This window comes from Paraburkholderia sp. J7, assembly GCF_905220155.1.
GTDB lineage: Bacteria > Pseudomonadota > Gammaproteobacteria > Burkholderiales > Burkholderiaceae > Paraburkholderia.
In genome coordinates, this window is sequence record NZ_CAJMYZ010000016.1 from 141,502 (window position 1) to 166,817 (window position 25,316).

29 protein-coding genes and 2 pseudogenes are annotated in these 25,316 nt (G+C 60.5%); 14 read left to right on the forward strand and 17 right to left on the reverse strand.

Features of this window, described 5'->3' with window-relative positions; translation table 11 throughout:
- Positions 1-61: 61 nt before the first annotated feature.
- Positions 62-1,264: an NAD-dependent formate dehydrogenase gene (locus tag U5A58_RS25220; RefSeq protein ID WP_321910941.1), complete on the forward strand. Its 1,203-nt coding sequence runs from the start codon at positions 62-64 to the stop codon at positions 1,262-1,264.
- Positions 1,264-1,782 carry an HPP family protein gene (locus tag U5A58_RS25225; protein WP_321963517.1) on the forward strand — a complete coding sequence of 173 codons (519 nt, stop codon included), beginning with the start codon at positions 1,264-1,266 and terminating at the stop codon, positions 1,780-1,782. The genes U5A58_RS25220 and U5A58_RS25225 overlap by 1 nt, the downstream gene beginning before the upstream one ends.
- A 107-nt stretch (positions 1,783-1,889) precedes the next feature.
- Here U5A58_RS25225 and rpsU read toward each other — a convergent pair whose 3' ends face one another.
- From rpsU to U5A58_RS25250, 5 genes are all read right to left on the reverse strand, one after another.
- Complete coding sequence (rpsU, locus tag U5A58_RS25230) at positions 1,890-2,102, reverse strand: 30S ribosomal protein S21 (RefSeq protein WP_321910937.1); 213 nt, start codon at positions 2,100-2,102, stop codon at positions 1,890-1,892.
- A gap of 107 nt (positions 2,103-2,209) precedes the next feature.
- Entirely contained in the window at positions 2,210-2,476 is a 267-nt protein-coding gene (gene infA / locus U5A58_RS25235; RefSeq protein ID WP_321910935.1) for a translation initiation factor IF-1, read from the reverse strand.
- A 519-nt stretch (positions 2,477-2,995) separates the two neighbouring features.
- Positions 2,996-3,220, reverse strand: coding sequence for a hypothetical protein (locus U5A58_RS25240; protein WP_321963573.1), 225 nt, complete (start codon positions 3,218-3,220; stop codon positions 2,996-2,998).
- 278 nt (positions 3,221-3,498) lie between these two features.
- Positions 3,499-3,702 carry a cold-shock protein gene (locus U5A58_RS25245; protein WP_065065051.1) on the reverse strand — a complete coding sequence of 68 codons (204 nt, stop codon included), beginning with the start codon at positions 3,700-3,702 and terminating at the stop codon, positions 3,499-3,501.
- A 257-nt stretch (positions 3,703-3,959) separates the two neighbouring features.
- Positions 3,960-4,871, reverse strand: coding sequence for a LysR family transcriptional regulator (locus tag U5A58_RS25250; RefSeq protein WP_321963518.1), 912 nt, complete (start codon positions 4,869-4,871; stop codon positions 3,960-3,962).
- Positions 4,872-5,078: 207 nt separating this feature from the next.
- Between U5A58_RS25250 and U5A58_RS25255 the strand changes: the two genes are divergently transcribed.
- On the forward strand, positions 5,079-5,828 hold the full coding sequence (locus U5A58_RS25255) for an SDR family NAD(P)-dependent oxidoreductase (RefSeq protein WP_321935851.1): 750 nt from the start codon (positions 5,079-5,081) through the stop codon (positions 5,826-5,828).
- Between the two features lie 187 nt (positions 5,829-6,015).
- Here the strand turns inward: U5A58_RS25255 and U5A58_RS25260 are convergent, their stop codons facing one another.
- The 5 genes and pseudogenes from U5A58_RS25260 to U5A58_RS25280 form a co-directional block, all read right to left on the reverse strand.
- Positions 6,016-6,993: a dienelactone hydrolase family protein gene (locus tag U5A58_RS25260; protein ID WP_321963519.1), complete on the reverse strand. Its 978-nt coding sequence runs from the start codon at positions 6,991-6,993 to the stop codon at positions 6,016-6,018.
- A gap of 155 nt (positions 6,994-7,148) precedes the next feature.
- Positions 7,149-7,352: pseudogene (locus U5A58_RS25265) on the reverse strand (aldehyde dehydrogenase family protein); the annotation flags it as partial.
- Between the two features lie 22 nt (positions 7,353-7,374).
- Positions 7,375-8,253: a PhzF family phenazine biosynthesis protein gene (locus U5A58_RS25270; RefSeq protein WP_321963520.1), complete on the reverse strand. Its 879-nt coding sequence runs from the start codon at positions 8,251-8,253 to the stop codon at positions 7,375-7,377.
- A 35-nt stretch (positions 8,254-8,288) separates the two neighbouring features.
- Positions 8,289-9,005, reverse strand: coding sequence for a transporter substrate-binding domain-containing protein (locus tag U5A58_RS25275; protein WP_321963521.1), 717 nt, complete (start codon positions 9,003-9,005; stop codon positions 8,289-8,291).
- A gap of 32 nt (positions 9,006-9,037) precedes the next feature.
- Entirely contained in the window at positions 9,038-10,237 is a 1,200-nt protein-coding gene (locus tag U5A58_RS25280; RefSeq protein WP_321963522.1) for a pyridoxal phosphate-dependent aminotransferase, read from the reverse strand.
- A 282-nt stretch (positions 10,238-10,519) separates the two neighbouring features.
- Here U5A58_RS25280 and U5A58_RS25285 point away from each other — a divergent pair, with 282 nt between their 5' ends.
- Entirely contained in the window at positions 10,520-12,043 is a 1,524-nt protein-coding gene (locus U5A58_RS25285; RefSeq protein ID WP_321963523.1) for a PLP-dependent aminotransferase family protein, read from the forward strand.
- 97 nt (positions 12,044-12,140) lie between these two features.
- Here U5A58_RS25285 and U5A58_RS25290 read toward each other — a convergent pair whose 3' ends face one another.
- Complete coding sequence (locus U5A58_RS25290; protein ID WP_321963524.1) at positions 12,141-12,698, reverse strand: helix-turn-helix domain-containing protein; 558 nt, start codon at positions 12,696-12,698, stop codon at positions 12,141-12,143.
- 149 nt (positions 12,699-12,847) lie between these two features.
- Here U5A58_RS25290 and U5A58_RS25295 point away from each other — a divergent pair, with 149 nt between their 5' ends.
- From U5A58_RS25295 to U5A58_RS25325, 7 genes and pseudogenes are all read left to right on the forward strand, one after another.
- Positions 12,848-13,489, forward strand: coding sequence for an isochorismatase family cysteine hydrolase (locus U5A58_RS25295; RefSeq protein WP_321963525.1), 642 nt, complete (start codon positions 12,848-12,850; stop codon positions 13,487-13,489).
- Positions 13,490-13,560: 71 nt separating this feature from the next.
- Positions 13,561-13,878 (forward strand): annotated as a pseudogene (locus tag U5A58_RS25300) (winged helix-turn-helix domain-containing protein); the annotation flags it as partial.
- Between the two features lie 527 nt (positions 13,879-14,405).
- On the forward strand, positions 14,406-15,101 hold the full coding sequence (locus U5A58_RS25305) for a dienelactone hydrolase family protein (RefSeq protein ID WP_321963526.1): 696 nt from the start codon (positions 14,406-14,408) through the stop codon (positions 15,099-15,101).
- 226 nt (positions 15,102-15,327) lie between these two features.
- Positions 15,328-15,618 carry a hypothetical protein gene (locus tag U5A58_RS25310; protein ID WP_321910914.1) on the forward strand — a complete coding sequence of 97 codons (291 nt, stop codon included), beginning with the start codon at positions 15,328-15,330 and terminating at the stop codon, positions 15,616-15,618.
- Between the two features lie 80 nt (positions 15,619-15,698).
- Positions 15,699-16,337 carry a Type 1 glutamine amidotransferase-like domain-containing protein gene (locus U5A58_RS25315; RefSeq protein ID WP_321963527.1) on the forward strand — a complete coding sequence of 213 codons (639 nt, stop codon included), beginning with the start codon at positions 15,699-15,701 and terminating at the stop codon, positions 16,335-16,337.
- A 69-nt stretch (positions 16,338-16,406) separates the two neighbouring features.
- Positions 16,407-17,111: a hypothetical protein gene (locus U5A58_RS25320; protein WP_321963528.1), complete on the forward strand. Its 705-nt coding sequence runs from the start codon at positions 16,407-16,409 to the stop codon at positions 17,109-17,111.
- A gap of 51 nt (positions 17,112-17,162) precedes the next feature.
- Entirely contained in the window at positions 17,163-17,687 is a 525-nt protein-coding gene (locus tag U5A58_RS25325) for a GNAT family N-acetyltransferase (protein WP_321945808.1), read from the forward strand.
- Between the two features lie 7 nt (positions 17,688-17,694).
- Here U5A58_RS25325 and U5A58_RS25330 read toward each other — a convergent pair whose 3' ends face one another.
- Positions 17,695-18,480 carry an IclR family transcriptional regulator gene (locus tag U5A58_RS25330; protein ID WP_321963574.1) on the reverse strand — a complete coding sequence of 262 codons (786 nt, stop codon included), beginning with the start codon at positions 18,478-18,480 and terminating at the stop codon, positions 17,695-17,697.
- A 126-nt stretch (positions 18,481-18,606) separates the two neighbouring features.
- On the opposite strand from U5A58_RS25330, the gene U5A58_RS25335 reads away from it, so the two are divergent.
- Positions 18,607-19,950: an MFS transporter gene (locus U5A58_RS25335; RefSeq protein ID WP_415774289.1), complete on the forward strand. Its 1,344-nt coding sequence runs from the start codon at positions 18,607-18,609 to the stop codon at positions 19,948-19,950.
- 4 nt (positions 19,951-19,954) lie between these two features.
- Entirely contained in the window at positions 19,955-20,422 is a 468-nt protein-coding gene (locus tag U5A58_RS25340; protein ID WP_321963529.1) for a type II 3-dehydroquinate dehydratase, read from the forward strand.
- Between the two features lie 27 nt (positions 20,423-20,449).
- Here the strand turns inward: U5A58_RS25340 and U5A58_RS25345 are convergent, their stop codons facing one another.
- The 4 genes from U5A58_RS25345 to U5A58_RS25360 all read right to left on the reverse strand — a co-directional run bounded on the left by U5A58_RS25345 (position 20,450) and on the right by U5A58_RS25360 (position 23,837).
- Positions 20,450-20,833, reverse strand: coding sequence for a VOC family protein (locus U5A58_RS25345; protein WP_321963530.1), 384 nt, complete (start codon positions 20,831-20,833; stop codon positions 20,450-20,452).
- A 214-nt stretch (positions 20,834-21,047) separates the two neighbouring features.
- Positions 21,048-21,374, reverse strand: a complete 327-nt coding sequence (locus U5A58_RS25350) for a hypothetical protein (RefSeq protein WP_321910903.1) — start codon at positions 21,372-21,374, stop codon at positions 21,048-21,050.
- A gap of 200 nt (positions 21,375-21,574) precedes the next feature.
- Positions 21,575-23,104, reverse strand: a complete 1,530-nt coding sequence (locus U5A58_RS25355; RefSeq protein WP_321910902.1) for a SulP family inorganic anion transporter — start codon at positions 23,102-23,104, stop codon at positions 21,575-21,577.
- Between the two features lie 112 nt (positions 23,105-23,216).
- Positions 23,217-23,837, reverse strand: a complete 621-nt coding sequence (locus tag U5A58_RS25360; RefSeq protein WP_321910901.1) for a carbonic anhydrase — start codon at positions 23,835-23,837, stop codon at positions 23,217-23,219.
- Positions 23,838-24,030: 193 nt separating this feature from the next.
- Between U5A58_RS25360 and U5A58_RS25365 the strand changes: the two genes are divergently transcribed.
- Positions 24,031-25,017: an alpha/beta hydrolase gene (locus U5A58_RS25365; RefSeq protein ID WP_321963531.1), complete on the forward strand. Its 987-nt coding sequence runs from the start codon at positions 24,031-24,033 to the stop codon at positions 25,015-25,017.
- Between the two features lie 62 nt (positions 25,018-25,079).
- Here the strand turns inward: U5A58_RS25365 and U5A58_RS25370 are convergent, their stop codons facing one another.
- Positions 25,080-25,268 carry a hypothetical protein gene (locus U5A58_RS25370; RefSeq protein WP_321910899.1) on the reverse strand — a complete coding sequence of 63 codons (189 nt, stop codon included), beginning with the start codon at positions 25,266-25,268 and terminating at the stop codon, positions 25,080-25,082.
- Positions 25,269-25,316: the final 48 nt, after the last annotated feature.

The following is a 25,316-nucleotide window of genomic DNA, read 5'->3' on the forward strand; positions in this document are numbered from 1 at the left end:
CACAGCCGGCTGCGTCAAAGGCGCTTCCGGTTCCTCGCCCATCAGAGTGGAGACAGATATCGTGGCAAAAATTGTTTGTGTGCTGTATGACGACCCGGTCAACGGTATGCCGAAGCAGTACGCCCGTGACACCCTTCCTGAAATCACGCGCTATCCCGACGGGCAGACCACGCCGACGCCCCGCGCAATCGACTTCACGCCGGGGCATTTGCTGGGCTGTGTCTCCGGCGAGCTGGGCCTGCGCAAGTATCTGGAGTCGAACGACCACCAGCTGGTGGTGACCTCCAGCAAAGACGGTGCCGACAGCGTGCTCGACCGCGAATTGCACGACGCCGAGATCGTGATCTCGCAGCCGTTCTGGCCGGCGTACATGACGGCCGAGCGCATTGCGAAGGCCCCGAAGCTCAAGATGATCGTCACCGCCGGGATTGGTTCGGATCACACCGATTTGCAGGCAGCGATGGACCGCGGGATCACCGTGGCGGAAGTCACCTATTGCAACAGCAACAGCGTGGCCGAGCACGTCGTGATGACGACGCTCGCTCTCGTGCGCAACTATATTCCGTCGCACAACTGGGCCAATGAAGGCGGCTGGAACATTGCCGATTGCGTCGAGCGCTCGTATGACGTCGAGGGCATGCACGTCGGCACGGTGGCGGCAGGACGTATCGGTTTGCGCGTGCTGCGCCTGCTCAAGCCGTTCGACATGAAGCTGCATTACCTCGATCGTCACCGCCTGCCCGAATCGGTGGAGAAGGAGCTCAATCTCACCCATCACACGAGCCTCGAAAGCTTGACCCGCGTGTGCGACGTGGTCACGCTGAACTGCCCGCTGCATCCGGAAACCGAACACATGATCAACGCGGCGACGTTGAAGAACTTCAAGCGCGGCGCTTATCTGATCAATACGGCTCGAGGCAAGCTGTGCGACCGCGACGCGATCGTCGATGCGCTGAAAAGCGGTCAGCTGGCGGGCTACGGCGGCGATGTATGGTTCCCTCAGCCGGCACCGGCGGATCATCCGTGGCGCAGCATGCCGCATCAGGGGATGACGCCTCACATCTCCGGCACCAGCCTCTCCGCACAGGCCCGCTACGCAGCGGGAACGCGCGAGATCCTCGAGTGCTACTTCGAAGGCCGCCCGATCCGCGACGAATATCTGATCGTGCAGGGTGGCAAGCTCGCCGGTGTGGGGGCGCACTCGTACAGCGCGGGCAACGCGACGAAGGGATCGGAAGAAGCGGCCCGCTTCAAGGTGGCCTGATGTCGATGACGACCCCGTCTGCCGCACCCGCCGGCACCAACGGGGCCTCTACGTGGCGCGCCCAGGCGGTGAGAATACTGCTTGCTGGCCTGGGTGCGTTCGTGGCGTTGGCTCTCGTGGGCATGCTGGCGCAGACGACCTCGGAACCGTGGATTCTCGGTTCATTCGGGGCCACCTGCGTTCTGCTGTTCGGCTTTCCGTCAAGCCCGTTCTCTCAGCCGCGAAACGTCGTCGGAGGACATGTTCTGACGTCGTTGACGGGCTTGGTCTGTTTGCATCTGTTTGGTCCGGGATACGTGCCGATGGCAGGCGCCGCAGCGTGCGCATTGATGTTGATGATGATGACGCGCACAGTTCATCCACCGGCTGGCAGCAATCCGATCATTATCTTCGCGGCGCAGCCTGGATGGTCTTTCCTGGCACTCCCAACGATGGCTGGCGCGGTGTCGCTGGTATTGATCGGCTGGCTGTATTGGGCAATCGTCAAGCGCGGCACGTGGCCAAACCGGGAAGGGTGATTCTCGAGCGTGCCTGGATCAGGGCCGCTTGGCCCACACGCAGGTGATGCGTGGCACCGGCTGGGCGCTGGACGGCCGTTTCAGCACGGCTGCCCAGCCATTCCCGGTCAGTAGCGCTTTTTCGGCGGCAACGACCGTTTGATCTGCTTGCGCAGGCGTGCCACCGCGGCAGCCTTCTTGCGTTTGCGTACTGCGGTCGGTTTTTCATAGGCTGTCCGGGCGCGAAGCTCCGGAATCAAGCCAGTGCGCTCGATTGCGCGACGGAAACGACGCAATGCAACTTCCACGGGCTCGTCAGGTTTCAGAATTACGGTAGTCAATTGTTTTCCTGGTTGAAATCCAGCAGCAATAGTGGATGGTGATCGGGATGTGCACGCAGCGTAGTGGCACCGGTAAGGGTCACAGTCGACGCTCGCGTACCGCGCCATCAACGACGGCGAAATGCAGGTCTTTGCGTTGCGCCGCCGCTGCGGTCATCCTTATGACGAAAATTGATTCGTCCTTTCGTGAGATCGTACACCGAGAGTTCCAGCGTTACCCGGTCGCCTGCAATGATGCGAATGTGATTCTTGCGCATACGACCAGAAGCGTACGCCGCTACCATCACACCATTGTCGAGCGTGACGCGGTAGCGGTTGTCTGGCAGTACTTCGTCGACGATACCGTCGAGTTCCAGCAGTTCTTCTTTGGCCATTCAAGGTTCCTGATCAATTGGCGGGACATGGGGTCGGTGCTGCATTGAGGTAGACGCCTCGAGCGCTGATCGACACGCGCTCGCGCGGTAGTGAGAAGCAAGGAACTGCTGGGCAGCCCTTGCGTCCGGGAAGTCACTGACACCGCCGTGTCCGGGCGGCGAATCAGATACGCGAGGGGATGGGGTCAGACGCGGCGGCTCGCAATACAGCTCCGATGCGAGTCGGGGCGTGCAGTCCAGCGAGCACTGTTATCGCCGGCCTCACTGAACTATCGATCAAAGGAAAGTTCGCCGCTAACCAACACGTGTCGCTTAAGTGCTGTGCGAAGCAAACGAACCCTGCATTGTAACCGAAGGCAGCCGTCTGCCTGGCACTATCGGCGGGGCCAGAAGGAAAGATTGTCGGCCATGTGTGGCGACGAGGCGCGGTGCGGGATCGCGCGCGATGCTTGGGCGCGTTTGCTTGCGCGCGCCCTGGTGCCTCAGATGCGTTGGGTGATTCGAATCGTGGCGTTGCCTTTAGCCGCGCGTGTCGACCCAATTGCGTGCCCAGCGTGCCGAGTGCTGCAGCGCCTGCTCTTCGTTCGCGAAGTAATCGAGCGAATAGAACTGGTAGCAGCGTTCGGCTCGCGCGCTATCGGTGCGTTCGAGCAACAGGTTTGATGAAAAACTACCGTCGGGCAAACGATGCGCCGAGGGTTGGACGGCATAGCCGTTGTATTGTTGAACTTGTTTGTTTTGCATTTTAATTTTATTGATGTTCGATAGGCGTGTGCCGTGCGAAATGTGCACGGATGCGCCGATCCAAAGCCATTGCAAGCCGAATCTGAAACAGTCGGAGAGCGAAAAAGAGGCGTTGAAGCCAGAGGGGAGAATGAGGTGCAACGAGGCGTGTGGCGCGTGGCACGCTGCTGAACGAGCAGGTGCAGCAAAAAGCAATTGCGCCAACGATGGGAGACAAAGCTCCGCGAGGGTGTCGCTGCAGCCCGGCGTCCGTTGTCGGATGCCGGGCCCTTCAAACTTTACAGCGGCTTGATGTTAGCCGCTTGCAGACCCTTCGGGCCTTGCTTCGTTTCGAAGCTCACCTTCTGATTTTCAGCCAGCGTCTTGAAGCCGTCGGTCTTGATCTCGGAGAAGTGAGCGAACAGGTCGTCGCCGCCCTTGTCCGGGGTAATGAAGCCAAAGCCTTTGCTGTCGTTGAACCACTTAACGGTACCGGTTTCCATGAAGAATCCTTGAGAAAAAAAACGAAAATTTGCTCTTAAAGAGCGCGTGAAGCGACAAGGAGGGAGAGGACCACGAATACCGCCGGGAGGCGAGCAATTGATGAACAGCAATCGAACTTCCTGACCTTCGACCGGCACATTACCCGACGGCTGGGCCGGCGTCAATAAGTATCTTGTAACTGCCCCCATGCGGCCCGTTTTGCAGACGAAGCGATCCGGCCCTTGCCCGGTTGGGCGTGAACCTGTTATAGCGACGGCTACTCAATACCTCGGACCCTGGCGGGAAAACATTCGAGAAGCCAGTCGATGAAGACCCGCAAACGATGTGTGACGTACCGGTTCTGCGGATACACGACATGAAACGGATACGACGGCGGCCGCCATTTTTTCAGTATCTCCACGAGCGAACCTTCCCGAAGCGCCGAATTGGCCGCGTGCGCGAAAGTTTGGACAATACCGAGTCCCGCGATGCCGGCGGCCAGATGCGCATTGCTTTCGTTAATGCCGAGTCGGTGTTCGATTTTTATCTCGGTGCGCTCGCCTTTGTGCTCGAATCGAAATGGCATGGCCCTGCCGGTCTGGGTGGAGATGTAGCCGATCAACCGGTGTCCATTTCTCAACTCATCCGGATACGCGGGAACGCCATAGTGCTTCAGATAGGCGGGCGTGGCGCATGTCACCATCGTCGCTTCGCCGATGCTGCGCGCGACGAGCGATGAGTTGTCGAGCGGGCCGCCCCGGATGACGCAATCGACGTTGTCGCCGATCAGATCGACCGAGCGGTCGGCGACGCCCAGATCGATTCGGATGTCCGGGTAACGGGCCATGAAGTCCGGAAGCAGGGGAATCAGTACGTCGCGTGCCGTCAAGCCGCCAACGTCGATGCGCAAATTGCCGCGCGGATTGCTCCGTGCCACGCTGAACGACGAATCGATGTCTTCGAGGTCCCGAAGCACGCGCGTGACCTTGGCGTAGTAGTCCTGACCTTCTGGTGTTACGGTGACTTTGCGTGTTGTGCGCTGGAGCAGCTTTACGCCGAGGTGCGCCTCGAGCTCCTGAACCAGCTTGCTCATCGTGGTGTTGGGTATGTCGAGCGACTCCGCCGCCCGCGTAAAGCTGCCCGCTTCCACCACGCGGCTGAAAGCCCGCATTGCCAGCAACTGATCCATCGCGAAGGGACTCCCGAAAGCCCGACCGGATGTCAGGTGCTTCGATTATACATGGCAGTGGATAGTCATTTAATTATCTCCATATTTATCAAAAAAGCGCTTTTCCCTAAAGTGCTTTCCATGCAGTGCGCGACGGACTCAGGCAGCGACCAAAACACGGTCGAACGCATTTGCAGATCCCTTTTACACCACGAAACGGAGCACATCATGAGCAAGCAACTGAACGGCAAGATCGCACTCGTCACGGGCGGCAGCACCGGCATCGGCCTCGCCGCAGCGCAGGAACTGGCTGAGCAGGGCGCGCGCGTGTTCATCACCGGCCGCCGGCAGGCCGAACTCGACGCCGCGGTGGCGGCCATCGGCCCGGCGGCCACGGCCATCCGGGCGGACGCCTCGGTGCTGTCGGATCTGGACGAGGTCTACGCCCAGATCGCCAAAACGGCCGGCAAGCTCGACATCCTCTTTGCGAATGCCGGCGGCGGGGACATGCTGCCGCTCGGCGCCATCACCGAAGAGCATTTCGACCGGATCTTCGGGACGAATGTGCGCGGCGTGCTGTTCACCGTGCAGAAGGCATTGCCGCTGCTGGTCGACGGCGCATCGGTCATCCTGACATCGTCCATCACGTCGGTAACGGGGACGGCCAACTTCAGCGTGTATAGCGCGAGCAAGGCGGCGGTGCGCAATTTCGTCCGCTCGTGGGCGCTGGACCTGAAGGAACGTGGCATTCGCGTGAACGTCGTCAGCCCGGGCCCGATCCGCACGCCTGGCCTGGGCGGCCTAGTGCCCGATGAAGCCCGTCAGGGGCTGTACGACGCGCTGGCTGCGCAAGTGCCGCTCGGCCGCCTGGGTGAGCCTGAAGAAATCGGCAAGGCGGTTGCCTTCCTCGCTTCGGACTCGGCCAGCTTCATCAACGGAACCGAGCTCTTTGTGGACGGCGGCATGGCCCAGGTCTGATAGGGCCGAGGCAGGGCGGATATCCGCTTTCGATCGATTCCGCCCATGTCTGTGATAACACGAGGATGGCCGGCTGGTGCCAGGCGCAGTCGGCCGTAGCTGAACCAGGTTCGCGAACCCATTGCCGCGTTTCGAGTTGCCTTGTGACTACGCGAGGCGCCAGACCTTGGACGTGGCCAACGTGAACCTAGGGCTTCAGCACGGTTTTGACGATCTCGCTGACTGCTTCCCTGGCCTTGGCCGCCGCATTCTCGTCGTACGCGATGGTTGTCCCGCGCTCGACGCACGAATCGCTGTAACTAAACGGTTGCCTCGTTTTGGCGTTGACGACCAGCCCGTTTTCAATCTCGACAGCCGCGCAATTGCGTGTGGTCTGTGCTTGCGGTAACTGCAGCGGTTGCTTGAGTGCTCGCGCGTCGAAGAAATGGCTGGCGCCGGCGTACTCAGTCAACTGGACATCGCTCACTTTCGTTTTCAGACGATCCACATAGGCGCGGCAGGGCGCGACTGGATTGTAGTTGTCTGCCGTCCCCTGGAAAATGCGAACAGGTCTGGAAACGACATCCTCGTCTTCGAGATAGGTGTAGGTACAGTCAGGATAGAACGCGATAAACGCCGCGAACTGGGTGCCGGGTTGGGCGTGCATCTTCTGGAACCGCTTCAGGCTTGCATAAAGCGCGTTCTGCCCGCCACGCGAGAATCCCATGAGCACGATCCGGTTCGGGTCGATTCTCGGGTGCTTCGCAAGCGCCGCCATCGCGCGATAGGCATCTTCGGTCTGTGCAAGGCGGCCGAGTTGCGATTGATCGTTGATCGTGCTGACGATCCCGCGGCCCGAGAAGCTGTCGATCACAAAGGTCGCAACACCGAGCGAAAGAAAGTACTCCTCCCAGTCTGTGACGCTGCTGCCGACTCCGCCAGAAGCATGCAGCATGATGACAAGCGGCAGCCGGTCCGTGCCGGGTCGGGGAATCCGAAGCTCGCCTGCCACCGTGACAGGTTTGCCATCCTCGCGGCCGCTCAGGAATTCCTGGTCAGTGAGCGTCACGGACGGAATCGGGATGACCTCCATTCGCGTGACCTGCGCGTGCACGGCGTTCGCGAGGCAGCTGCCAATGCAGATCAAGGCGATCTGGATGAGCGCAGTGATGTTTGTTTTCGACATGGCGTCCCTCTTCTTCGGTGCTGGATCACGCAATGACTTACGAAGTCCAGTATAGGAAGACGTGGAGAGAGCGGTCGATTGTCTTGGTGTTCTGCTGCGAGAATCGCTATCAGACAGTTGCAATAGCCACTAACGCGAGACTTGCCGGCTCGTCCTTATCGGGCCGTTGCTGCATGCTTCTGGTTTCCATCTGTCGTTCTCCTGATACACACGACTTTCGGTTGAGTCATTTCCTCGTAGGCAAACCTGACACCTTCGCGGCCTAGGCTGCCGTACTTGAAGCCGCCGAACGGCATGGCATCGATTCGGTAATCCGATGAGTCGTTGATCATGACCCCGCCGGCTTCCAGTTCGTTGGCCTGTCTTGCGCACGGTTGGCGTCTAAAGCGTAAGCGAGCCTTCCACGGAAATGACGCAGGAACCGCCGACGCTCACGGTTCCGTTCGCGTCCACGCTTATCCTGACTTTGCCATCCCGGCCGACGCAGCGTCCCTGTGCTGCCACGTAATCGGTTCCGCTGGCCGACAACAGGCCGCGCTGCCACTGGAAGGCCGCGACGCTGCCGTTGCCGCTTCCGCATACAGGGTCCTCGTCAACACCACAGGAGGGCGCAAAGGTCCGCACTTCTATAGCCGCGTCGTCGCCGTGCTCGTGAGCGCCGAATACGGTCAAACCCGTCACACCCAGGCGGCGCTCGAGCTCTGCCAGTCTCGCGAGATCAGGCCGAAGCGCAAGTACGGAAGCCGCGTCGCTCAATTGCGCAACGATCCAGATGGGACCGACGTTCACGATGCGCGGCGCAGTCTTCAGGTCCACTTTGCAGCAGAGAATACGCTCCAGTTCCACTACTTCCGCCGTGTGCACTGGCTCCAGCTTCGCAGGCGGCAGACGGAAGTAGAGTTCGCGATCTGTGGCACGCAATCCGGTCGTCAATTCGACCAGCCCGATTCCACATTGCTGAATCAATCGGTCGGTTCGGTGTGGCGCGATACGCCCGGCTTCCAGTAGGGCGTACGCACTGCCTAGCGTTGGATGCCCTGCGAAAGGAAGCTCGCTACGGGGCGTGAAAATCTTCAAGCAATAGTCGGCGTCGGCTGTCGTGGGGGGAAGGACGAACGTCGTTTCCGAGAGGTTCGTCCATCTTGCGATAGCCTGCATCGCTTCGACCGTGAGGCCCTGCGCGTCCATGACTACGGCAACTGGATTGCCTAGCAGCGGTTGGGAGGAAAAGACGTCGACAACGCTATAGGATCGCTTCATGTTCTCCTCATCTGAATTGCGCTGACTCGTCTAGCTCAGGCTGCGCTCACGCCGTCGAGTTCGGTCCGGGTGAGACCGTACTTCGCCATGCGGGCACGATGGTCCGCCGAGCCAAGGTACTTACGCAGCTGTTCGTTCACCGCCTGTAGAAGCGCATGATTGTTCTGGCTGAACGAAAAGGCGCCGACAGGCGCTCCGCCTTCCTTGTTCGTTTCGAGCGCAACTACTTCAAGTGCCTGATTGGCGCCAGCGAGGGCACGGCTTCCCACCGCCGTGCTCGCGTAGGCGTCGATCTCTCCTGCGAGCAGTGCGTCGATCGCGAGCGGCTGGTCCTTGAAGGCTACGATCTGGCTATCGCTCACGCCCGCCGAGATGGCCGCATCGTACTGCACCGTCCCAGCAACGAGCCCGAGCCGCGCGTCGTTGTGCGCGGCGACGGCCCGGTAGCTTGCAAGCGCTTTCGGATTGCCATGGCGAAGCAAAAAGCCATCGGCGAGCGACCATACGGGCGCGCTGAATGCAACGCGCAGGGCGCGCTCGGCCGTCACGAAAATGGGCACGTTCATGTCCCAGCGACCATCCTGCACGCCAGGCAGCAGTTCATCGAACGAGGTCAAATGATGTTCGATCGTGGACACACCGATCGCGCGTAGCACCACGTCGGCTAGCTCGATGTCGGCGCCCGTCGCGCGATGATCTTCACCCGTCCAGTAGAAGGGGGGCTCCTCGAGATAGGCGACGCTTACTTTCATAGTAGTACTCCACATGTTAAGGAAATGGCGTGTCAGGCAGCAGCAGCGTCCAGAACCAACGAGAGCGCAGACAACGCGGGTTGCAGGCGCGCAGGCGGCAGATAGCCGAAGCCCAGCCGGAATACGCGGCTGCTTTCGCCAAACCATGCGCCGGATGCCAGTTGCAGATCGCGACCTGGCAACAGATCCCAGAAGCGCGAGACGGCAGCCTCGTCGAATGCCTCGGCGCGCAGGCGCACGCAGCACAGCGCGCCTGCGTCTGGCCGGACCCATTCGATGCGTTCGCGCTCGCTCTCGCACCATTGCGCCAGTTCCTTGAGCGCGTGGGCGAGCAACTGGCGGCGCGGCGCGAACACTCCTTCCCTGTGACGCAAAAGGACGGTGGCGAGCGTCTCGTCGAGCACGGAACCCGAGATCACGGTGTTCATTTTGGCAACAGTCAAACGCGCCCGAAGATCGCCGTCTGCCACTGTGAGCCAGCCGGTGCGCAAGCCCGGCGCGCCGAGCGCCTTCGATACCGACGCGCCGGTGACGATGCGCGCGTCGAGCGCCGCAAAGCTGTTAGCCACTGCGTTGTCGCCATAGGCGGCTTCCCGATAGGTCTCGTCGACGAAAAGTATCGCTTCCGGAGAGTGCCTTTCCATCAGCACAAGCAGCTTCTCGATGTCGGCGCGAGACGTCTGGACGCCAGCGGGATTTTGCGGCGAGGCGAGGCTGACGAGCTTCGTTTTCGAGGACAGGCTTGCCTCGATGTGTTGCAGATCCAGCCGATAGCCCTGCTCAAACGAGAGCTTGATGTCGCGGACGTCGACGCCGGCTCCGAGCAGGCAGTCGCGGCTTGGCGGAAAGCACGGCGTTGCGAGGACCGCCTCGTCGCCGGGCCGGCAGACTTCGAAAGCGAGCAGGAAGAGCCCGAGCGCGGTGCCTTGTGTCGTGATGATCTGCTCGGCCGGCACGCCGCAGCCTTCTGCGATGGCTTCGCGCAGCGCCAACGAACCTGCCGAGGTTCCATAGCCGAGTTTCAGATTGCGTATGCCGTCCAGACCCGCCAGGTCCAGCAATGCACCGACCGTCAAGTCTTGCGACGTGCTCTCCGCCAGATTGAATGGCCGATTCACATCGAGCAGCGAGATGATCTCGTTGCGCGGAAATCTCCCGCGCCATGCGTGGGCATGCGCTTCGTCGACGCCAGTCCCGCGCTTTTCATCGAAAGTATGTTGGAGTGCGTTCATGCTTGTACCTTGCCTTTGCCGTGAGTCATTCGTCAGACGACGCATTGAGAGCCTCCGGGCGGCCGCTCCCCCCCATGCCGTGACGGAACTCCCAGCCGTGCGCAGGGCCTTGCTGCGCTACGGCATCGGGTTCCATCGGACGCGATTGCATTGCACGCATCGTAGCGTTCTCTCGCGGACCATAACAGTCACAATTTTCCGGAGAATAGACCAACACAATTTCCCTTGGCGAGTCGCGGCGCGACGTCGATAATCTGGGTTGATTCCGCTACGAGCGCTTACATGGACACGCACACGCCGTTTCGTTACGAGCAACTGGCCGAACTCATCGTTGGCATGATCAACAACGGCGCGCTCGCACCGGGCATGCGGCTGCCCTCGGTGCGCGCGATCAGCGAGCAGCACCGCATGAGCGTTTCCACGGCGTTGCAGGCGTATCGCATGCTCGAAGATCGGGGCGTTCTTGTCTCGCGTCCGCAGTCGGGCTTCTACGTCGCGGCCGCACGCCGTGGCGCCCTCGCATTGCCGTCGGCCTCGCGGCCGCGCGCGAAGGCGTCGACGGTGTCGATCAGCGCTGCGGTCGCGGCGCTGCTCGAGCACGCATCGAATTCGACGCTCATTCCTCTTGGCTGTGCCGTGCCCGACGCCGCGCTGCTGCAATCGAAGCGGCTCGACCTCGGGCTCGCGCGCGCTGCACGACAGCACGGTATGCGCTACAACACCTATAGCTCGCCGCACGGCGAACCGCGCCTGCGGCGCGAGATCGCAAGGCGCGCAATGCGCGTCGGGCACGCGCTGTCGCCCGACGACGTGCTCGTGACCTGCGGCTGCACCGAGGCGCTCGCGCTCGCGCTTTCGGCTGTCGCCAGTCGCGGCGATACGATCGCAATCGAATCTCCCACCTATTTCGGATTCCTTCACACTATTGAGATGCTCGGCCTGAAGGCATTCGAGCTGCCGACTCACCCGACGCACGGCATCGACGTGGGTGCGCTCGCACGCTTGCTGGAGACCGAACCCGTGGCGGCCTGTTTGCTGTCATCGAGCTTCAACAATCCGCTTGGCTCCGCGATGGCCGAAGCCGACAAACTTGCGCTTCTCGCCGTGCTGACGCGGCACGCCGTACCGCTCATCGAAGACGACGTCTACGGTGACATTCACTTCGGTCGCGATCGGCCGAAGCCGTTCATCGCACTCGATGGCGGCGCCAATACGATTTACTGCAGCTCGTTTTCGAAATCGCTTGCCCCCGGTTACCGGGTCGGGTGGATTGCGGCCGGCGCCTACACGCAGCAAGTAATGGAGCGCAAGCTCGCGTTCAGTCTCTGCTGCCCGGTTTTGCCTCAGATCGCACTCGCAGACTTCCTCGAGAGTGGCGCCTACGATTCGCACTTGCGCAGCATCCGCCGAATCTTCGAAGAGAACCTGGCGCGCATGACCCGCACAATCGAGGCAAGCTTCCCCGCCGAAACGAAAGTGAGCCGGCCAGCAGGCGGCTTTGTACTATGGCTCGAATTGCCAAGACGCTTCGATTCGCGCGCGCTTTTCGACGAGGCGCTCGAGCAAGGCATTTGCTTCGCACCCGGCGATGTTTTTTCGGCGAGCCGGCGCTTTCGCAATTGCCTTCGCCTGAGCGCCGGGCACGACTGGGACGAACGTATGGAAGACGGCGTCCGCCGCCTTGGCCGGCTCGCATGCGCACAGCTCGCGCGCCAGTCGGCGTTGGCGAATGAGTCTGGCGTAACGAAGTTGAGCAGATTGCCGTCTGGAGTCCGAAACAGTCGCGCACGAATTCCCGATGGGTGACAGACCGGAAGCAAGCGCGCGGGGGCGACCTCTCATCGCATTCAACTCACGCCTGCAAGGCCGCTATGATTCCGTGCATGCAGTCAGACATGGACGCTCAATTCGCGACAGAGGCGGTTTTGCGTTTTCGTGGGGCACGTCTGGAAACCTGATTTTTCCGCTCGACAGCAAAGGCCTCTGCGCGAGCGGCGCGTTCGGCCGCCCATGACGGATTGATCCGGCTCTCAACCTGGCTGAAGGTGAAAGGCAGGTCGGCTTGCTCGGGTTGCCAGTCAGCGTCGATGATCGCGCCAGTCCGGCGATGCGTCATCGTCAATGCGCTTTCAGCTTCTGGATCGAGCCCGCAGTGCCGCATTCCCCACAAGCGAAGGGTCAGCATCATCCCGTCGAGCTCGCGCGTCTTGTCAGTGATGCAGTAGGCGTACCGCTTGGGTCGATCCTGATAGAGCCGACGCTCGATCAGCTCGTTGTCCTCCATTGTCTTGAGGCGCTGGGCAAGCAGATTGGGCGACATCCCGGTCTGTGCCTGAATACCATCGAAGCGATCATTACCCATTCGAAGTTCGCGCAGGATCAGGATAGTCCATCGATCCGCAATGACGGCAGCCGCACGGGCGAGGGGACAAAGCGTCTCGCCAGTATCCTGTTGTTTCATCTCGATCCCTCACTAAACCCTGCATTGTGAACCTGTCGGCGCAGCGAACCAAGATCGCTAACGTTCATCGACGCCGTCTTTGTGCTTTACAAGTTGTGTCGCTTCAAATATTGTAGTCACACATTTGGCGCACCAGAAGGGTTCTCAACATGGCAAATCGATCTGCACCTGGGCTGACGTATGAACCCGATTTGACGGGGCTGCTCATCGTCGATCCCTATAATGATTTCTTGTCGGAGGGCGGCAAACTCTACGAACTCTGCCGCACGACCCTGGAGGCGAACAACGTCGTTGAGCATATGCGGCAGATCCTCGCTGCCGTGCGGACGGCCGGTGTGCAAGTCTTCATCGCCCCTCATCATCGTTGGCGCGAATCCGATCAGCACAATCATTGGAAGACCATACCGCCCATCGGGGCCGCCGCCGACAAGGGACGTGTCTTTGCTGACGGGACCTGGGGAGGCAGTTTTCACCCTGATTTCGAACCGCGCCCCGGCGAGATCGTCGCTCAGGAACATTGGCTATCAAGCGGGTTCGCCAACACGGATCTCGACTTTCAGCTCAAGAAGCATGGTCTGCGGAAAGTCATCGTGATTGGCATGCGCGCTAACACGTGCATCGAATCCACCGTTCGTTATGCGGCAGAGCTGGGTTATGAAGTCACGCTCGTGAAAGATGCGATTGGCAGCTTTGGGCCGGCCGAGATGGACGCCTCGCTACAGTTCAACATGCCGGCTTACGCATGCGCTATTGTCTCGACTGACGAAATCATCGAGAAGCTGTCGGCTTGAGGCGCGCGAGGTGCGCGGCGCGCCCTTCGTCTGCGCAAGTTTCATGGGCGACAGTGGTGTCTTCCGCAGCCATGGAGGAGTTCGACGTGCACTCAAATGCTCTCTCCTCGAATGACGGCATCGCGTTCGGTCCGTTCTTGTTGCTTCCGGCAAGGCGCGAACTATTGAAGGGGGGCAAAGCTGTTGCAATAGGCAGTCGCGCGCTCGACTTTCTGATCGCGCTTGTCGAGCGCCACGGCGAAACGGTGGACAAGCGCGATTTGATTGGCCGGATCTGGCCGCGTACTGTCGTCGAAGAGTGCAATCTGAAAACCCACGTGGCGGCGCTGCGCAAAGCCTTGCAGGACGATGGGCGCGAGCATCGCTACGTGGTGAACGTGCCGGGCCGAGGCTATTGCTTTGTTGCCGCCGTCAACGACATCGGGCGCGCGCCAACGTCTACGCCACCCACAAACGAACTGCTGCCCGCTTCGCGCATCCCGCCCCGCCTCAGGCGCCTCGTCGGGCGCGAGAACGCGATCGAGTCGATTTTCTCGAAGCTTCTCGACGGGCGTGTCGTGACGATCGTCGGACCCGGTGGCATCGGCAAGACGACCGTCGCGGTGGCCGTTGCACACAAACGCCGGGCCGAAGCGAGCGGGCAGGTGAGCTTTGTCGATCTCGCACCGCTAACGGGAGCGGCGCTGGTACCCAGCGCTCTCGCCACGGCGCTTGGCAGCGGCGTCCGGTCGGACAATCCGATTCCGGGCCTCGTCGAGTGGCTCGTCGGCAAGCGCATGCTGATCGTTCTCGATAGTTGCGAGCACCTGATCGAGAGCGAGGCGCTCCCGGGCAAGGCTCGCACCGACGCTCGGCGTGGGGCGTTCCGCGGACATCGGCTGGGATCTGTCAAACGTGGTCGTCGAAGGAGAAAGCGATGGAAAGTCGTATCGTCATCGAGGGCCGGGACGGCGCCTTCGGAGCCTATATTGCACGGCCGGCCGATCTCCCTGCGCCGGCTGTCGTCGTCCTGCAGGAAGTGTTCGGGGTCAACGCCGATATCCGCAAGCATTGCGATGACCTGGCCGGATTGGGCTTCATCGCGGTGGCGCCCGATCTTTACTGGCGGCAAGCGCCTGGCGTCGACCTCGACGTCAGATCAGAACCTGACTGGCAGCATGGGCTGCGTCTGTACGAGGCTTACGATCGGGACGCCGGCGTGAGGGACATCGAGGACACTGTTGCGGCCACGGCCGAGCTATCGGGGTGCACCGGAAAGGTCGCCGTGCTGGGTTATTGTCTTGGCGCCCTGATGGCCTTTTTGACCGCGGTCCGCTCTGAGGTCGATGCCGCCGTGGCTTACCACGGCAGCGACACCGAAAGCTACCTTGACGAGGTAGCGGGCCTTCATGCGCCCCTGTTGATGCACTTGGGGGAGGAGGACGAGTTCATCTCCAGGCCAGCGCAAGAAGCAATCAAGGCGGCTCTCGCTGGCAAACCGAATGTCTCGGTGTACAGCTACCCCGGCCAGCGTCACGCGTTCTCGCGCAACAATGGCGCCCACTACGATCCCGCCGCCGCCGCCCTGGCCAACGGTCGAACCCGCGATTTCCTGAATCGGGCGCTACGATGATCCTTGCGGACGCTGGCTGCTCGGCCTTGCTGGCGAGCAGCCCAGAATGCGCCAGAGCGCTTTTTTGACCCGCGATGATTTCTCGTCGAGAGTCGGCCACCGCTCACGACGCGTTTCTCGAATTCCGTTGTTAGAGCCCGAATGTCATCGAAAAGAGCCGCTTCATGTGCTACCGTGTGTACTCAGTGCCAGCCGGACGTTTCAGCCGACCACCAGAAGGATGCCCATGGAATTCAACAATGGCGCTGTACTTGAAGCTCTTCGACTTGCGTTGTATCGACAAATTCCGTGGCACAAGCGACCGGCAATATTCACGTGGCTTCGCTCGCAGGGTCTGATCCAGACCATTGACCAGAAACCTCCTCCCAGTACGAAGTATCTCCCGCCGCTCCAGATTGCCATGCTGACCGATAAAGGCCAGAAAGAGATTCAGCGCATCGAGGCGTCGAAGCATGTTTCCGGGTGGCTGGACGATGACTACTTCGCAACGTATCTTGCACAGGTTGCCTTTGCCTGATTGCGCATCGTTGCGTGCGCGCTGTTTCGATATTGTAAGAAAAAGCGGGGCTCAGAGCAGGGCCTCCTTTTTAGCAAGCCATGCGCATCTACCTCTCATCATTCGATGTGGGCGCCAGACCAGAGCAACTGGTACGGCTAGTCGGCGGTGAAATGCGCGCAGCGGTCATCGTCAATGCGCTTGACCATCGTGAAGCAGCGCGAGCGCAGTGGCTGGAAAGTCAGTCGACAAAGCTCCGGGCATTGGGATTGGCCGTGCAAGAACTCGATCTCCGGCAGTTCTTTGGTGCGACAGATCGACTGCGTGAGGCACTACAGCAGGTCGACGTGGTATGGGTCAACGGCGGCAACGCATTCATCCTGCGCAGGGCAATGAAGCAAAGCGGATTTGATGTCGCGATCGCCGATTTGCTGGAGCGCGACAGAATCGTCTACGCAGGATTTAGTGCGGCGGCGGTGATTGCCTCGAGCACGCTGCGCGCACTGGTTCGCGTGAGCGATCCTGCTGAGATTCCGCCGGGTTACGATTCAGCGGTAGTATGGGACGGGCTTCGACTGTTGCCGTTTTCGTTCGTAGTGCACTTCGAATCTGATCATCCCGAATCGGCTGCAGTGGGCGAAGAAGTGGAATTCTACGAGCGCCACTGCATGCCATATCGAACGTTGAGAGACGGTGAGGCCTTTGTGATGGACGGCATGCGAAGCGAGGTTGTCGGTTGATCGCGCTCGGGCGTCGAATAGGGCTGTTGTCGGAGCTACCGGTCATCTTACAAGGTGTTATCAGCACAAATGGCGATCCCGCCAAATCCCTGTGGTGCAGAAACCGCCGCCCATCGGCTGGTTATCGTCGAAGGCATCATGGGTTCGGGCAAGTCAACGACGATGCGCCTGATTGCCAGGCGCCTGGAAGATTCGGGGCGCGCGGCATTGCCGATACATGAAAGGACGGAGCCCCACCCGGTGCGAGCGACGGACGAACTCGAACACTGGTTCGAGCCGTGGCGGGACGCGACACCTCGGGATCTAGCCGACCGTGCGCTGGCCAGATGGGCCGCTTTTGTCGAGGCAACACAGAGGGATTCCCCAATCCCGGTGATGGATGGTCAACTGTTTCATGGAGACCTGACTCATCTGCTGCTGATGGACGCCGATACAGCACTGATTGTTGACTACGTAAAGGCGTTGGCCGTAGTCATTGCGCCACTCAATCCGTTCGTTCTCTACCTTTGGCAGGAAGACGTCGAAAAAGCGGTTCGAACCGTCTGCACGGAGCGCGGCCCCGAGTGGATCGACTATCAGGTGAACTGGAAGCTTGCGAGTCCGTACTGTGTGCGCAAAGGTTACCAGGGGTTAGACGGGTTAATCTCCCTATATCGCGATTATCGGCAAATCACCGACGCTCTGTTTCAGCAACTACCGCTAGCCAAGCTCTCGATTGAGAATTCCCGAAGAGACTCGTCAGCCTACGAGCGCCAGATTCTGAATCGGCTGTGAACAGCGAGGCGTGATTCATCTCGCCGAGACTCTGCAACGGAGAAATGAGCGATGACATCGAAAAGCGTCCGCCGGGCAACGGCAGATGACGTGCCGATACTGACTCAGATTCGCAACGATGCGCACGCGAAGAAGGTGACGTACCGCGACTATGCGTGGGGCAGGGAAGGCGACGGGTTTTCCGAGAACTGGGTACGAAACAATGTCTCTGAAAAAGAAGTGTATGTCGTCGAGATGGAAGGGACGCTGGTCGGGGCGTTTTCGCTCGTGCTGGATGAGGACAATCACTGGGGGCCTCAAGCACCGGTTGCCGGTTATGTTCATGGGCTTTCTGTGCGCAAGGACTTTAACGGGCGCGGGCTCGGGAGCTTCATGCTTGATTGGTGCGCTAACCAGGTGAGCGGCTTGAACCGGCGTTTCGTTCGACTCGACTGCGCCATCCACAACGCGAAGCTATGCGCCTGGTACGAGTCGCTTGGCTTTATCCGCGCAGGGCTGTACACGGAGCCGGAACCCGGCGGGTATGTCTGGTCACTGTACGAGAGACCAGCCCACCCGGTTTCCACGAGATCATGAAGGCACTTCATCCTTTGCCGAGAGGCGGCCGACTGGGGAATCCCGCCATATTGCTCAATTGGGCCAGTTCATTGGCCGCCTCGCGCAGCAGTACCGAGTACTCGTGAATCTTCTCAGCAGTCAGTCGTACCCGCGGACCGGCCAGGCTGATGACGCCTACGCAGCGCGAGCCGCTAACCACGGGCGCCGCCACCGCAGACATGCGCGGAGCAAACACCTCGTCGATCATCGCGTAGCCACGCACGCGCGCAGCGTGCAGGAATCCCAATAGCGCCTTGAGCGTTGTCGGCGCGTTGGGTCCGAACTCATTCGGCTGTCCGAAACCCTGTTTTAACACCAATGCGACCGCCTGCTCGTCGGTCATCGTCATGAGCCACGCGTGCCCGGTCGACGTGCATGAGAGTCGTGCCGCGTGGCCCATGTCGGGATCGTAACGAAAGCCAACGCGCTGTCCGTCCGCCTTACCCACCCAGATAATCGCTTCGCCGTCGACGAGCGACAGCCGCGCCAGTTCACCGGTTTGCGCGGCAATGCGTTCGATGATCGGCTGGGCGATATCCGCAATGCCCGTCAGGCTCAGGAATTCGAGTCCGTTCGACGTCATGCGCATTGTCAGGATGTAACGGCTGTGATTGACCAGTTGCCGGACATACCCGCTTTCGACCAACTCGGTGAGTACGCGATGACACGTGCTGCGTGGCAGAGACAACGCGTCGGCAATGGCCACGAGGCCCGCGCCTTCGCCCTGCGACGCCAGAAAATCCAGAACTCTCAGGCCATTCTTTAGCGACATTTTTGCGCGCTTTTCACAATATAAAATGCAGTTCCGGTGCGGAACGGGCCTCCTTTGCAGCGCAAACAATAGCATCTGTTCGTCGCCAGAAACGAACGTTCAACATAAGGAAATTCAGGAGACAAAATGTCATCTTTCGCTCGGTCTGACCTTGCTGCGGACAAACAGTCTGCGCAAGCGCATTTGATGGCGCGTCGGGCAGTCGCCGGCGCGACCGTCGGTACGGCGCTCGAATGGTTCGATTTCGCGTTGTATGGCGTGGTCGCGGCCACGATTTTTCCCAAGCTGTTTTTCCCCTCGCTCGACCCAACGGCCTCGTTGCTCGCGTCGCTGGCGAGCTTCTGGGCAGGGCTGGCTGCACGGCCGCTCGGCGCGGTGATTTGCGGAATCCTCGGTGACCGTTGGGGGCGCCGCAAACTGATGCTGATCACCGTGTCGGTAATGGGCGCGTCGTCGTTCCTGATGGGGGTGCTGCCCACTTACCAGCAAGTTGGCATACTCGCACCGACGCTACTGGTGTCGTTGCGCATCATTCAGGGCTTCGCACTCGGCGGCGAATCGACGGGCGCGCAACTGATGGCGGTGGAGCATGCGTCTGCCAGCCGACGTGGCTGGTATTCGGGGCTGCTTGGCATTTGCTCGCCACTTAGCCAGATTCTCGCCAATTTCTCGCTCTTTACACTGGCCGCGCTGCTCTCGTCGGACGACTTTGATGCATGGGGATGGCGAGTCCCGTTCCTGGCAAGCTTTGTTCTCGTGTTATTGGGCATCTACATTCGCAGGAAGGTTAGCGAGACGCCTGCCTTCGAGTCGCTCAAGAAGGGCGGCACTTCCACACGCGCCGTCAATCCGCTTGGCGTCGTTTTCAAATATCACTGGCGCACCGCGCTGCGCCTCACGTTGTTCTTCTGTGGCCCGGCTGCGCTGTTCTACTTGATCGTGGTTTTCTCGCTCAGTTACCTGACGAAACACCTCGGTGTACCGAAGCAGACCGGTTTCATGCTGTTGATGGTTGCGAATGTCTGTGCCATTGTGGGCGCCCTGGTGGGCGGCTACCTGAGCGATCGGCTCGGACGCAAACGTGCATTGATGATTGGTTCGTTCTGCACACTAATATGCTGCCTGATCTATTTTCCGGTTCTCAACCAGAACTCGATCGCCATGACAATGGCCGTGATGGGCGCGTTCCTCGGCTTCACACAGTTCCAAAGCGGCATCCAGCCGGTCTGGTTCGCCGAGTCCTTTCCGACCGAGGCGCGCTACACGGGGTCGGCACTGGCGTACTCGGGCGCCAACCTGCTCACCGGCGGCCCAATGCCGATAGTCGCGGTGGCGCTGCTCAATGCCTTTCACGGTTCTCCGTGGGCCATCGTAGCCGTGTGCGGCTCGCTGAACCTGCTCTCCTTTGTCATGATCGCGGTATCCCGGGAAACCAAAGGCACCGCCCTGGAACATTCCTCTACGCATTGACACCATGAATCGAAAACTCTACATCCTCAATGGCTCCAATCTGAACATGCTGGGCGTTAGGGAGCCTCATATTTATGGCACGACCACGCTTAACGATATCGAACAGAACTGCCTGACGCTGGCCGATGCGCTCAAGTTCGACTGTGTGTTCCGCCAGACCAACAGTGAAAGCGAGCTGATCGACTGGATCCAGGAAGCATTCCTGCAGGACGCCGCGCTGATCATCAATCCGGCCGGTTTTTCGTTCGGCCGGATTTCGGTGCTCGATGCAGTCAAACTCGTCCGCCGGCCGGTGGTGGAATTGCATATCACCAATATCCACCGGCGTTCCGAAGAATATCGTCACTCGTCGATCTCGGTGGCGGCGACTGCCGTGATCTGTGGGGCTGGCGCGAACGGCTATTTGCTGGCGATTCGCGCGATCGACGATCTGTGGGGCAACAGGCTTGAGCCCGGCGCTGAAAACGGATGACACCCGGTGCGAACCACCCGGCCGCTGTCAGCCGCTGCTGCCGTAAGGCCGGGTGATCACTTCGAGGTAGTGGCCGTCAGGATCGCGAAAATAGACGCCGCGTCCGCCATCGTTGTGGTTGATCTCGCCTGCCCGGCTACCCATTGGGTCGGCCGAGTACTCAAGGCCGCGATCCTTGATGCGGCTGAAGACGGCGTCGAAGTCGGCTTCGCTGATGAGGAAAGCGTAGTGCTGCGGCTGGATCTGAGCGTTGGCGTCGGCGAAGTCGAGCGAGACGCCGTTGTCCAGTTCGACGACATCGAAGTGGCCGAAGTGGGTCGGCGCTGGCCGGCCCAGCATCTCGGTCAGGAATTTCGCTGAGGCGCTCCGGTTCGAGCACCAGACGATGGTGTGATTGAGTTGAGCGGCCATAATGCGGCCTCCGGCGACGGGGGATTCGAGTGTGGTGCGCCCGGTCCGGATATCCTGACAGACCTCCAGCACAACGGCTGCGTCACGGCGCATATCCGAAGTCTACATCCGGACCTGAGAGCAGACGCAACCCGTTCTCGACGTTCGCTCGGCGTTCGCTCGACGTTCGATTTCCCGCGCGCGAACGACCGTTTTCGTCACCAGCCACCCGGTTTCAAGCCAGATACCCCTGCGTTTCCAACGAATACGCTGCCGCTCCGTGTTCCACTTCCACAAGCATGGCGAAATCCGCAGTCTGAAGCGCAGCGGTGCCAGCGCCCGCAATCGGACGTTTTTGCATGGCGCGACTCAAGATGTGAGTCGTGTGTTGATAAAAGAGTTCGAGCTGTCGTGCATCCGATGCCTGAGGCGCCAGGCCGAAAGCCTCCTCAAGCGCCCGGCGCGAAATATGAAAGCGTTGGAGCCCGCGAATTACGCGAACCTGAAACACGACCCCATCGCTGTTGTGAGGGATTGCTGCCCAAACTAGCGCGCTGCCCATGAAATGCCCCCATTTACCTGCATAACGGATTCAAAGTTCGTTGCCCAATAATGATCCTCAAAAAATACATTTCAAAAATACGGCAGCGTGGTTTTGACGTTTTCACCACACGAGGTGTGCGAGCTTTTGCTGTTACGACGGCTGTGGCGGCCAACGAGGACTCCGGGCCTGGCTGCCGCCAGACGATCACGGGCGGCAGTTCAAGCGCCAGAACGTGTTGCAGGCGGAAGGATGCCTGCGGCATGCCGTATCTCCACCGCGATCGACCTTAGCGGCGCATCGGCAACGAAGCGCTCGAGCAGTTCGCGCACGTCGTGATCGATGAAGTCGGCGCGTGTGGTGTCGACAATGACTGTCGCGCGGTCCGGAATATCGGCGAGCATCTGCTTGAGCGGCACCTTGCCGAGAAACGACACGTCCTTGCGAAACGAGAGCAGGAAATGATCGTCATGGCACGCGAGGGCGATCGGCCGGTGCAGATTCGCCCACAGCGCGAGAGCGGCGCTGCACAGCACGCCGAGCACGATTCCTGTGAGCAGATCGGTGGCAAGCACGCCGGCGATCGTAACGACAAATGGCGCGAGAGGCGCCACGCCTTGTTTCGCGAGCGCGACGAACAACGAAGGCTTGGCGAGCTTGAAGCCGGTATGAATGAGAATGGCGGCAAGGCTTGCGAGCGGAATCAGATTGATCACGTCGGTGAGCGCGAATACGCTGACAAGCAGCAGCACGCCATGCACGATCGCAGAGAGCCGGCTTTGCGCGCCGGCGTGCACGTTTGCCGAACTGCGCACGATGACCGACGTGATGGGCAGCCCCCCAATGGCGCCCGCGACGATATTGCCGATACCTTGTGCCTTGAGTTCGCGATTCGGCGGCGCGGCGCGCCGCTGCGGATCGATCTGCTCGACCGCTTCGAGGCTCAGCAGCGTTTCGAGACTCGCGACGACGGCAAGCGTCATGGCCACGATCCAGATTTCCGGGTCGGCAAGCCGCGCGAAGCTCAATTCGAAGTCGCCGAATTGCAGTGCCTCGCCCAATGCCGCGAAGGATTCGATGGCGGGCAGCGCCACCCGCTGCTCGACCGGCAGCGCAAAACCAGAGCCAGGCGCGCCGCAAACCAGCGTTACGCTGATGCCTGCAATCACGACGACAAGCGGCGCGGGAACCAGTCGCACGAGCGCGAAGCGTCGCAATGCGCGCGTTTCCCAGCCCGCGAGAATGGCAAGCGAGAGCAAGGCAACCGCGCAGACGACAGGCGAGATCGACTGAAGCGCGCCCGTCAACGATTCGGCGTTGTTGCCCGACGTCAGTCCCAGTGCGAGCGGCACCTGCTTGATCACCAACAGCAGTCCGATTGCTGCCAGCATGCCCTTGATGACCGGCGTGGGCACATACGAGGCGAGCCGCCCGGCTTTGAGCATGCCAAATCCGAACTGCAGCACCCCTGAGAGCAATACAGCAATCAGGAATGCTGAGAAACTGCCGAGGCGTGCGATGCCATCCACGACGATCACGACGAGTCCGGCGGCGGGGCCGCTCACACTGAGGCGCGAGCCGCTGAGCGCGGCGACGACGATGCCGCCGACAATGCCGGACACGAGGCCGGTCAACGGCTCGGCGCCGGATGCTCTTGCAATACCGAGGCATAACGGCAGCGCGACGAGAAAGACGACGGTACCGGCGGCGAGGTCGCGCGCAAACGCAGACAGGGAAGCTCTCGAAGTCATGACGGAAGCAGGAAGAAAAGAAGAGTAGAGGAGTCGGCGAATTCCGCACGCGATTGGCGGGCGGCACGGACGGTCGGGCCGTGCCTGGATCACGCAATCCTGAGCGGATTGCTCAGGCTGCTGCGATGGCCATCGCGGTTTCAGCGTCGTAGCCCGACGCAAGTTCGCGTAGCTGCCCGTTGTTGAGCGAAAAGATCCACCCGTGTACAAGCGGCGCGGGCGCGCTCTCGCTCACGAGCGGATGTTCGCGCAGCAGGCGCACCTGCTCGATCACGTTCAGTTCGGCGAGACGGTCGATGCGTGCTTCTTCCGACGGCAAGTGCGCGAGCGTTGCGCGATGTGTCTGCGCGAGCGCGCAAAGCGGCTTGATGCGCCGGTTCACGTGGGGCAGCGCGTCGGCGGGTGGGAGCAGCGAAGCGCGCACGCCGCCGCATCCGTAGTGTCCACAGACAATGATGTGCTTGACCCGCAGCACGCGCACCGCGTACTCGAGCACGCTCATGTTGTTGTCGTCGTCGGAGTGAAAAAGGTTGGCGATGTTGCGGTGAACGAACAAATCGCCAGGTGCGCAGTGCGTGACGCTTTCCGCTGGCACGCGGCTATCGGAGCAGCCGATCCAGAGCACTTGCGGCTTCTGCCCGGTGGCTAGCGCGCTGAAGAATTGCGGGTCGCGAGAGGCAATTTCCTGCGCCCATGCGACATTGGCAACGAGCATACGTTTCGGAAGATTCATGCGTCGAGGCTCCATTCAGAGCGGTGGCTCCGCTCAATCCTTACGTATAGCTTTCTATCAGAAAATCGCGCGATGTTTTAAAAAAATAAATTGGAACAATGCAAGGCGAATATAAAAAAACAGTCCCGCAACGCACGCCCTGTCACATACTGATCGCCAGGCGTTTCCCATCGCTCAAAACGAGGTCGACTCCATGATGAACGGACTGCAACAGAAGTTCGCGTATGTCAACGGCATCCGGATGCACTATGTCGAAAAAGGCACGGGCCCACTCGTGCTGCTCTGCCATGGCTGGCCGGAATCCTGGTACGTGTGGCGTTGGCAGATAGAAGCGTTGGCGGCCGCAGGTTATCGCGCGGTCGCACCGGACCAGCGTGGTTACGGGCTCACCGATGCCCCGGAATCCGTCGAGGCTTACGATAGTCTGAATCTGGTCGGCGACCTGGTCGGCCTCGTCAAGTCTTTCGGCGAAGATCGCGCGATTCTGATCGGCCATGACTGGGGGGCTGCCGTCGCTGCTTACGCTGCGCTGCTGCGCCCCGACCTGTTTCCCGTTCTCGGCCTGCTGAGCGTGCCTTACATGCCTCGACGTCCGGTGCGTCCGTCGGTGCGCTTTGCGCAGATCACGCAGGAATGTCACTTCTATCAGGACTATTTTCAGTTGCCGGGACGCGCCGAACGCGAACTCGAAGAAGATATCCGCCGCTCGGTGCTCGGCATCCTGTACACGGCATCAGGCGATGCGGTGGCGAAAGGGCAGTTGGCCAATTTCGCGACCTTTCCCAAATCGACACGGCTCGTGGACAACCTCGCATTACCCGAGGAACTCCCGGCATGGTTGACCGAAACGGATTTGCAGTATCTCGTCGGTCAATTCGAGCGGAGCGGGTTTCGTGGACCCATTAACTGGTATCGAAATATCGATCGAAACTGGGCGCTGACCAGCTTCCTTGATGGCGCTCGCATTATGCAGCCAACGCTTTTCCTCGCGGGGGAATTGGACGGCGTCGTGAAGATGGCGGCGAAGGACTATGACGCGCTGGAACTCAACGTTCCCAACTTATGGAAGAAGCATCTCATTCCGAAGGCGGGTCATTGGGTGCAGCAAGAGCGTCCGGAAGAGGTGAACGAGATTATCTTGAACTTCCTTGCCGGGCAGGCGACAAGTGCCAGTAAGTAGATGCAAAACAGCCTGCGCCGCCAGTGCCCGTTTTCGCCGGGCGCCCAGCGGCGAACTCCGCGTTAGTGCACAGTCACGCTGACGGTGACGATTTCGTATCCGGGGTCGGCGTTTTCGTGCGCCGCCTTTTCCGCTTCTGCGTACGACGAAAAGGACTTGGCCCCTTCAATCTCCGGTGCCATGCCAATGTCGCCGTCCTCTGCGCAGCAGAGGTACTGTTCACCGGTCTTCACTACATAAACGGTCATCATGGCTCCCTCCATGGTTTTCGGGGGAACTCATAGTCTAGCAGGCCTGAA